The organism is Eubacterium sp. Marseille-QA0814, from assembly GCF_965119675.1.
Lineage (GTDB): Bacteria > Bacillota > Clostridia > Lachnospirales > Lachnospiraceae > Eubacterium_G.
In genome coordinates this window covers 1-1644 of record NZ_CBCPMG010000010.1, presented here as the reverse complement: position 1 = coordinate 1644, position 1644 = coordinate 1, and the positions used below count along the sequence as shown (strand labels likewise).

Below are 1644 nucleotides of genomic sequence, written 5' to 3'. Positions count from 1 at the left end.
TGTTGTCAGGCTTTATTTACGGGTAAAATTCCTATCCTCGACAAAGACGGAAAAGAATTACAGGCAGAAATTGATTTTCAGTTTACAAACAAATTGACATTAAGCGGTGCTAATGCTTGGAACAAAAAGACAGGCGGTAAGATTAAACAGTTAAAAGAGTGGAGAAAGCATGTACAGAAGAAAGGTTTTGTAAACTGTAATGTATGCCTTATGGGTGCGGATGCCTTGGAAGCGTTCTTAATGGACGAAGAGGTATTAAAGGTACTTGATACAAGACGTTTTGAAGCTGCCGTTATTACTCCTAAGGAGTTACCAAACGGTGCTACATATATCGGTACTATCCATGAAATCGCTATGGATATTTACACATACAACGAGTGGTACTTAGATAACTGGACAAACAAAGAACAGCCGGAGGACAAGCCTTTACTTCCTGCCAATGTTGTAGTTCTTCTTTCAACAGAAGCAAATTACTCCATGTATTACGGTGCTGTCGGAGTAACGGACGAAGCAGGTAAGACAATCGAGGTAGTAGAGGGGTCGAGAATCCCGGAACAGTGGGTAGAGCGTAGACCTCCTAGAAGATTCTTACAGTTAAATTCAGCACCTCTTTGCGTACCTCACGAAGTAGATTCTTGGTATGTTGCTACTGTCTGCTAAAGGCGGTGGCAGCCTATGAAGAATTTTAAGGAAATGCTTGATAAGGACCTGGACCGTACTTTTTACAATACGGAGGAATTTGCCGAATTGCAGAGAGTCCGCATTGACGGAATAGACAGGAATGTGCCTGTTATATTTGATTCGGATGCAGCAGAAGCACGCCGACAAATGTTATCCGGGGACCATGCACAGGGCATATACCAAAAGTTACTTGTAGTACGCATCCGATTATCCGACTTGGAAAAAGAACCAAGGCAGGGTATGAGAATGTGGATAGGCAACGAACTGTATAAAATATCCGAGGTTACAACAGAGTACAACGAACTTATTATTGAGTTGGTGGGGGAGGATGAATAAATGGTAGACATTGAAGTATCACAGGAAACCACCAACAGGCTACACGCCATTTTATCCGGCTTAGGAAAAGCGGACGAAAAAGTATTAAAGCCTGCCATGCAAAGAGGATTGGCAGCAGGGCGGACGGCTTTTAATAAGCAGATTAAGAGCGTGTACTATGTAAGTCCGGCGGTTATATCGAGGTATTCACATATCGGGTATAAAAAGGTTGAAATGCGGAGTGACGGACTGATAGGGAGTATTGAGTACGCAGGTACGGTTATCCCACTTATTAAATACAATGTCACACCACAGAAAGCAACATACGGTAAAACACCTGTAAAGGCAGCAGTAAAGCGGAGCGAAAGCCAAGTAGAATTTGCGGAAGCATTTACCGCACAAATGCCAAACGGACATATAGGAATATATGAACGTAAAAACAATTCAAGCTATCCAATTAAACAGCTATACGGTCCGTCTGTGCCAAGAATGGCAGAAAACGCCGTTGTATTAAAGACGGTCGAGGACAGGGTAAACGAAGTAATCAACAATCGTATGGAGCATGAACTTGATAGAATTTTGAACGGAGGTAGTTAATGACAGCGGTTGACCTATTAAATGCACTTAAAGCCTATACGGAAGATAAAG

At 42.3% G+C, this 1644-nt stretch carries 3 protein-coding genes; all 3 read left to right on the top strand.

Annotated features, from left to right (window positions below):
- On the top strand, positions 1 to 660 hold a 660-nt coding region (locus ACQY63_RS12325; RefSeq protein WP_428245322.1), incomplete at its 5' end, for a major capsid protein.
- A 15-nt stretch (positions 661 to 675) separates the two neighbouring features.
- Positions 676 to 1017, top strand: coding sequence for a hypothetical protein (locus tag ACQY63_RS12320; RefSeq protein ID WP_087758574.1), 342 nt, complete (start codon positions 676 to 678; stop codon positions 1015 to 1017).
- A complete protein-coding gene (locus tag ACQY63_RS12315) occupies positions 1018 to 1593 on the top strand; it encodes a phage tail protein (RefSeq protein ID WP_428245321.1) in 576 nt (191 codons plus the stop codon). It abuts the gene before it with no gap.
- Positions 1594 to 1644 lie beyond the last annotated feature (51 nt).